Raw genomic sequence first — 6,568 nt, 5'->3', positions numbered from 1 at the left:
GGCCGGAGTTCGCGAACTCCGGCCACGGCCCGGGTGTTTGTCGTGCTCTCCGCTCAGACGCGGGACTTGGCGAGCACCTCGAGGATCTCGTCGGTGGTGCCGGTCTCACCGAGGCGCGGGAAGATCCGCTCGACGCTGTTGCGGTGCGTCTCGGGGTCGAGGTCGGTCATCGCGTCGGTGGCCAGGGTGACGTGGTAGCCGTGCTCGTGCGCGGCACGGGCGGAGGACTCCACGCCGATGCTGGTGGCGATGCCGGTCAGCACGATCTGGGTGATCCCGCGGCGGCGCAGCTGCAGGTCGAGGTCGGTGCCGTAGAAGGCGCCCCAGTTCCGCTTGGTCACGGTGATGTCCTCGGGGTGCCCGGCCAGGTCGTCGACGATGACGTCCCAGCCCTCGGGGAAGCTGCGGCCGCGGCTCGCTCCGTCGGTGCGGCCGCTCACCGCGTCCGCGCCGTCGGCGGCGGCGGTGACCCGGACGAGGACGACCGGGAGGCCGTGGCCGCGGAAGGCGTCCGCGAGGCGGACGGAGCGCTCCACGACGTCGGCGGCGGGGTGCGGGGCGACGCCCGGGTTGCCGACGATGCCGTTCTGCAGGTCGATGACGACGAGCGCGGTGCGGGGGTCGATGGTGGTGACTGCCATGGTCAGGCCTTTCGGGGGGTGAGGGTGCCAAGTGACCGGTCGATCACGGTGACCGCCAGGAGCAGCACTGCTCCGGCGAGCATGAAGAGGGACAGGTGGTGCAGGCCGCCGGTGTCGGCGCCGTGCGTGAAGAAGGCGGCGTCGGCCGCCGAGGCGGCCATCGCGCCGAGGTACATGAAGGTCCGCAGCAGGCCCGCCGCGGAGCCGATCCGGGCGGGGTCCGCCTGCCGGTAGAGGGCGTTCTGGTTGGCCAGGCCATTGAGGCCCTGCGGGACGCCCATGAGGGCACCGACCGCTGCCAGCAGCCACATCGCGGTGCCCGCCTGGAGGGTCAGCATCGCCGCACAGCCCGCGATCTGGACGAGGCTTCCGACCACCAGCTTGCCCCGCACGGCCTCCCGTCGTCCGGTGATCGCGGAGACGAGCAGGCCGCTCAGCGACAGCGGCAGCAGGACGAGCCCGGCGGCCGCCGCGTGCAGTCCACGCCCCTCCTCCAGCCACTGGGTGAACCCGTACAGGAAGGCGTACGCGGTGGTGTAGCTGAGGAACTGGCGCAGGAAGGTGGCCAGCAGAGGTCCGTTGCCGCCGAGGACCCGCAGGTCGATGAACGGTTCGGGGACCCGGAGTTCCCGCCGCGCGAAGGCTGCGCCCGCAAGGACGGCGAGTACCGGCAGATACAAGCCCTCGGCCCGCGGTTCCATCAGGAACACCATGAGCGCGACGAGCAGGGCCGCGAAGAGGGCCATGCCCGGAAGGTCGATGCCGCACGCGGCGGGAACGGGCACGTCGCCCGTGTCCGCCGTACCGTCCGCGGGCTCGGCGGCGGCCTTGGTGGCCTTGGTGCCCTTCGGCAGCCGGAGGGCGCCGAGGACCAGACAGGCCAGCGACAGCGGTACGTTGACGAGGAAGATGGTGCGCCAGCCGCCCAGGCCGATGAGCAGGCCACCGAGGGTGGGGCCGACCACGGAGACGGTCTGCGCGGAGACCGCGAGCGCGGTGAGCACGCCGGCCGGGCTGTCCCGTCCGGTGCGTTCGGCCTCGCTGCGGGTGAGGTACATCGCGGCGGGGTACGCGGCCGAGGTCCCGAATCCGAGCAGGACCCGGGCGGCGACCAGCGCACCGAGGCTCGGGGCGACGGAGCCGAGCAGTCCGGCGACGCCCACCATGGCCGTACCGATCAGGTAGAGGCGGCGCGGCCCGAACATGTCGACGAGCCGTCCGATGACGGGCTGCCCGACGGCGGTGGCGAGGTAGAGGCCGGAGACCAGCCACGCGGTCTGCGAGGGCGGCGCGCCGAGCGCGCTGCCGATCGGCACCAACGCCACCGCGATCATCGAGGAGTTGACCGGGTTCAGTACGGAGCCGAGGACCATCGGCGCGATCAGCCGGCGGTTGAACCGGTCGGGCGGCCCGGCGTCGCCGGCCGGGGTGAACCGCTGCTGGAACCGCGCGCGGAGCGTGGGTATCACGGGCGGGTCAGCCGTTCCAGCAGGGCCATCGCCGCGATGACCGTCTGCCGCTCCTCCTCCGTGCAGCGCTCCTCGAAGGCGTGGGCGAGCCAGGCGGAGCGGGCCTCGCGGGTGCCTTCGACGCGCTCGCGCCCCGCCTCGGTGAGGGTGATCAGCTGCCGTCGGCCGTCACCGGGGTCCGGGTTGCGCTGGATGAGGCCGTACTGGTCGAGGGCGGCGAGGGTGGCGGCCATCGACTGGGGCCGGACCCCCTCCGTCGCCGCGAGCGCGCTGGCGGTGGCGGCACCGCTCTTGCTCACCAGGGTGAGCGCGGACACCTGGGAGGGCGTGAGGTCCTGCTTCTCGGACACCTCCCGGATCCGCCGCCGGAGAAGGCTGAACGCGACCCGCAGATCCTGCGCGGCGCGGGCGGCGGAGTCCGAGACGCCCGGGTCGTACGGAGGAGTGCTGTCCTGAGCCATTCCGCCACCGTAAATTAATCAGTCCAGACTGTCCAGTTCCACCTGCACAGCCTGCCTGTGCACCCCTCCCCTCCCTCTCTTCTCCCAGGTCAGGGCGATCCGGAACACCCGTTCGCGTGAACTCCCGTAAGAAACTCGCCCCATAAAATCGAACAGACGTATCATTGCCGCGTGGCTGAGACCTATGACTTTCCGAGTGACCTCCTGGCCGGTCAGGAGGAGCTGCATCAGGTCCGGGCCGAGCTGCTGGCCCTGCTGAAACGGCTCCCCTGGTCGGTCGAGCCGCTGGACGGCTTCAGCGACACCGGTGGCTGGCGCAAGGTGGAACGCCCCGCCTCCCCCGGCTGGAGCCCCGACGAACAGGCCGAGGTCGAGAAGCTCCGCCAACGCGAACACGAACTCGCCGTGTTCGTCTCCGGTCACCGCTACTGGTCGGAGGTCGCGCCGCCGGAGAAGGTGGAGGCGCGGATGAGCCTGAAGCATGCGGGGGGCGGCGTGGCACAGGTCTGACCGGACCTCGCCTGGCCGCACCGCCGGCCCGGGCCCCTGCCCAACACCCGGCGGGTCCGGGCCTCACGCGTCTCAGGGGAAGGGCTGGCGGTGACGGCGCTCGCGGGCGGTGCTCGCAGGTGGCAGGGCGGCACCCACGGGTACGGCCCGGACGGTCCGGCCCTGTTCGCACCCGTCACGCGTACGGGGCTGCGGCAGCCCTTCCTCCTGGCGGGCAGCTCCTACACGCCCGAACTCCCCTTCACGCAGCAGCACATGCCCGCCTGGCACACCCTGTGGAAGAACTCGCCGGGCTGGAAACGCGACTTCTGGACCGCCCGGGCACGTCACCAGTCCTACAGCGACTTCCAGATACTCATCCCCGCACCGGCCGCCCACTTCGGCACCCCGACGCCCACCGTCGTGGCCGTCCTGATCGGGGACGTCGACCCGGCCGGCCACACCGGCGAACGCCGCGCCTACCTCACCGCTTTCTTCGACCGGTCCCTCAAACACCGCCGCCGCCCCCTGCTCGACAACCCGACACCACACCTGCCCGACGTGAGGCGCATCGCCTAGGACACTCTGATCACTCTCCGGGCTGTTCCGTACCTCATCACCGGGGTTCACACGGCGGCCCGTTGCGTCCCAAGCGCAGACCGGCGACAAGGCCCAGGTCCCGGCATCACACCGATCGGCCTGGGCCTTCATCACGTTCATCTCCTGACGGACGCGGACGACCCGAAACCCCGACGCCCACCCTGCGACGTCACGTCAACAGCTGATCGGAAAGCACCAGTTGGGCGCACGAGTCGGGGCGCTTCCTACCTCGACACAGGCAGCGAAGCCCACCGCGTGACCGGCCACGCGACGATGAAGGCCCGGCCGACGACCTGGTCCTCGTCGACGGTTCCACCGCCGGGCCGGTCCTGGTGGTACCGGGAGTCCCAAGAGTCCTGGCGATGGTCACCCATCACCCAGAGCTTCCCTTTCGGCACCTTGATCGGCCCGAACGGATTGTCTCCGCAGGGGGTGTCGCCGGAGTAGATGAACGGCTCGTCCATCGCCTTCCCGTTGACCTTCACCGGGCCGCTCCCCGAGCATTCCACGGTGTCGCCGCCCACCGCGATCACCCGCTTGATCAGGTCCTTCTCGTCCGCCGACGGCATCAGACCGACAAAGCTGAGAACCTTCCGCACCGCGTTCGGTTCCTCGGCCTTCCCCGGGAGCCAGCCCCCCGGGTCGTGGAAGACGACCACCTCTCCGCGCTGCGGCTTGGATCCGAACCACGGCGTGAACTTGTCGACCAGCACGCGGTCGCCCGTCTGCAGCGTGTTCTGCATCGAGTCGGACGGGATCGAGAAGGCCTGCACGAAGAACGTCTTGATGACCAACGCGAGCACCAACGCGATACCGAGGAGGATCGGCAGCTCCTTCCAGAAGGAGCGCGTTTCCCGGCGCCCTTCGACCGCGACCTCGTCGTCGTCATCGGCATCGCCATCACCCGATCCCGGCCGTTCACCGGCGACAAGATCTCCCACAACCACACCTCCCACCCCCGCACCCGGCTCCGGGCGCACCGGGTCCGAAGTGGCCCCTCGCGTGCACAGCACCGGGCCCACCACGACCACAACGAACGGGAGTTCCCGGTTCGTCGGAGCTCGTAGCCCACCTCGGAAGTACACCTGGCGCTCCCCGCACCCGCCCGGGTGTGCGTGCAGGCGTCTGCGGGGTGACCTTGTAGAGGCGTCCTGCACTCACTGGGCGAACTCGGCTCGATGCACGGCCAGTTGGCGCCGCTTCACAACCACCCCGGCCGCGAGGCGGTCACCTCTCGTCTCTGCGCTGCCGCCAAGGTCTCAGTGCCTGTTCCGTGGCCTGCCGCACCTGTGCGCGCAATTGGTCGGCGTCCGCGCCGCCCGTGCCCTCGTCGTCCATGAGTACGTCGAGTGCGCCGCTCACCGCTCCCGTCAGCGCCCCGGCGAGCGCCGCCGCTGTCACCCGGTCCAGTTCGCCGGGGAATGCCGCGTGCAGCTCTTGGGCGATCTCCCGCTGGGCCGCGAGCTGGACCTGCAGCGCCTTTCCGCGCACCGCCGGGACGGTGTGGAACAACCGCATCCGGACCACGGCCATCGGACTGACCATGTCGGTGTCGCGCTCGGCGATGGTGTCGAGTGATCGCAGCAGTACGTCGACCGGCCCCTCGCCCGCATCGCGGTCGGCGATCGCCGCGATCGTGGCGCGCGCCCGCGCGTCGCTGTCGGGGAACAGGATGTCCTCCTTGCCGGCGAAGTAGCCGAAGAAGGTCCGGGTGCCGATCTCCGCAGCCGCCGCGATCTGGGCGACGGTCGTCTCGTCGTAGCCCTGCCGCTCGAACAGATCCGCCGCCGCGTCGATCAGCGCCTGGCGCGTGCGCTCCCGCTTGCGTTCGCGCAGGGAGGGCGCCGGGTCGGCGTGCTCACGTTTGACCATGACCCGACATTACTGCATTGACGGCGAACTTGCACTTGATGCATACTCGCATCAAGTGCAGAAAGTTCGGGATGTCAGGAGACCGCCATGAACACGCACGACAGGCACAGCAGGAACGACAGGACCGTTCTCGTCACCGGCGCCACAGGAAACCAGGGCGGCGCGACCGCCCGCCATCTGCTCGCCGCGGGCTGGCGGGTCCGCGCCCTCGTTCGCGACGAACGCTCCCCCGCGGCCGCAGCCCTGTCCGCCGCCGGTGCGGAACTCGTCCGGGGCGACCTGGACGACCGCGCCTCCCTCGACTCGGCGGCCCGCGGCGCGTACGGCGTCTACAGCGTCCAGTCGGCCAACGAGAACGAGATCACCCAGGGCAGGAACATCGCGGACGCCGCCGCGCACGCGGGGGTGCAGCACTTGGTGTACTCGTCGGTCGGTGGAGCCGAGAGCCAGAACCGGTTCTACGTGGAGCAGGGTTGGGGGCCCATCGACAAGTGGCAGATCGAGGAACACATCCGCGAGGCGGGGGTGCCGACGACGATCCTGCGCCCGGCCGGCTTCATGGAGGACTTCACCAGCCCGGCCCGGTTCTTCCGGAACGGCTCGCTGAACGTGCCGTGGCGTGAGGACCTGGTGATGCAGCTCATCGCCATCGACGACATCGGGGTGTTCGCCGCGTCGGCCTTCGCGGACCCGGACGCGTTCCTCGGCAGGGCCATCGAGATCACCGGCGACAGGCTGACCACCCCCCAGATCGCCGACGCACTCAGCTCTGCCGCCAACCGCCCGATCCCGCACACCCGGATCCCGCTGGAACTCCTCTGGGAACACCAGCCCGAGGCAGCGAAGGTCTTCACCTGGGCGAACGAGACGTACTACGCCTCCGACCCCGCACCACTGCGCTCGACCCACGCCGACCTGATGACCTTCAACACCTGGCTGAACCACTCAGGCAGGAAGCGCCTCGCAGCAGAACTGAACCCTGCGTGAGCGAACGACCACATCGACACCACAGGGCCAACAACCCTTGTCCAAAGAA

8 protein-coding genes are annotated in these 6,568 nt (G+C 70.2%); 3 read left to right on the top strand and 5 right to left on the bottom strand.

All coding sequences use genetic code 11. From position 1 onward, the window contains the following. Positions 1-53 precede the first annotated feature (53 nt). Genes AB0C62_RS40280 through AB0C62_RS40270 form a run of 3 tightly spaced genes read right to left on the bottom strand, consistent with a single transcriptional unit; the run spans position 54 to position 2,571 of the window. Positions 54-641 (bottom strand): hydrolase, encoded by a 588-nt coding sequence (locus AB0C62_RS40280; RefSeq protein ID WP_362982033.1) that lies wholly within the window; start codon positions 639-641, stop codon positions 54-56. Between the two features lie 2 nt (positions 642-643). Next, on the bottom strand, positions 644-2,110 hold the full coding sequence (locus AB0C62_RS40275) for an MFS transporter (RefSeq protein ID WP_362982031.1): 1,467 nt from the start codon (positions 2,108-2,110) through the stop codon (positions 644-646). Next, positions 2,107-2,571 carry a MarR family transcriptional regulator gene (locus AB0C62_RS40270; protein WP_164371684.1) on the bottom strand — a complete coding sequence of 155 codons (465 nt, stop codon included), beginning with the start codon at positions 2,569-2,571 and terminating at the stop codon, positions 2,107-2,109. Before AB0C62_RS40270 ends, AB0C62_RS40275 begins: the two co-directional genes overlap by 4 nt. A 171-nt stretch (positions 2,572-2,742) precedes the next feature. Here AB0C62_RS40270 and AB0C62_RS40265 point away from each other — a divergent pair, with 171 nt between their 5' ends. Both AB0C62_RS40265 and AB0C62_RS40260 read left to right on the top strand, forming a co-directional pair. Further along, positions 2,743-3,081, top strand: coding sequence for a hypothetical protein (locus AB0C62_RS40265; RefSeq protein WP_362982029.1), 339 nt, complete (start codon positions 2,743-2,745; stop codon positions 3,079-3,081). A gap of 90 nt (positions 3,082-3,171) precedes the next feature. Further along, positions 3,172-3,639 carry a hypothetical protein gene (locus AB0C62_RS40260; protein ID WP_362982027.1) on the top strand — a complete coding sequence of 156 codons (468 nt, stop codon included), beginning with the start codon at positions 3,172-3,174 and terminating at the stop codon, positions 3,637-3,639. Between the two features lie 245 nt (positions 3,640-3,884). On the opposite strand, the gene lepB is transcribed toward AB0C62_RS40260, so the two are convergent. Both lepB and AB0C62_RS40250 read right to left on the bottom strand, forming a co-directional pair. Beyond that, entirely contained in the window at positions 3,885-4,685 is an 801-nt protein-coding gene (gene lepB, locus AB0C62_RS40255; RefSeq protein ID WP_362982026.1) for a signal peptidase I, read from the bottom strand. A 202-nt stretch (positions 4,686-4,887) separates the two neighbouring features. Continuing rightward, positions 4,888-5,532: a helix-turn-helix domain-containing protein gene (locus AB0C62_RS40250; RefSeq protein ID WP_362982024.1), complete on the bottom strand. Its 645-nt coding sequence runs from the start codon at positions 5,530-5,532 to the stop codon at positions 4,888-4,890. 87 nt (positions 5,533-5,619) lie between these two features. Here AB0C62_RS40250 and AB0C62_RS40245 point away from each other — a divergent pair, with 87 nt between their 5' ends. Continuing rightward, a complete protein-coding gene (locus AB0C62_RS40245; protein ID WP_362982022.1) occupies positions 5,620-6,519 on the top strand; it encodes an NmrA/HSCARG family protein in 900 nt (299 codons plus the stop codon). The last annotated feature ends 49 nt before the right edge of the window (positions 6,520-6,568 follow it).

This window comes from Streptomyces sp. NPDC048643, from assembly GCF_040650615.1.
GTDB lineage: Bacteria > Actinomycetota > Actinomycetes > Streptomycetales > Streptomycetaceae > Streptomyces.
Note: the sequence above shows the minus strand (reverse complement) of the source record. Positions and strands in the feature narration are given on the sequence as shown.

What these genes read in the sequence shown, in the direction of transcription:
- AB0C62_RS40280 (WP_362982033.1), bottom strand. Translation starts at nt 641, where the DNA reads ATGGCAGTCACCACCATCGACCCCCGCACCGCGCTCGTCGTCATCGAC.
- AB0C62_RS40270 (WP_164371684.1), bottom strand. Translation starts at nt 2,571, where the DNA reads ATGGCTCAGGACAGCACTCCTCCGTACGACCCGGGCGTCTCGGACTCC.
- AB0C62_RS40250 (WP_362982024.1), bottom strand. Translation starts at nt 5,532, where the DNA reads ATGGTCAAACGTGAGCACGCCGACCCGGCGCCCTCCCTGCGCGAACGC.
- AB0C62_RS40245 (WP_362982022.1), top strand. Translation starts at nt 5,620, where the DNA reads ATGAACACGCACGACAGGCACAGCAGGAACGACAGGACCGTTCTCGTC.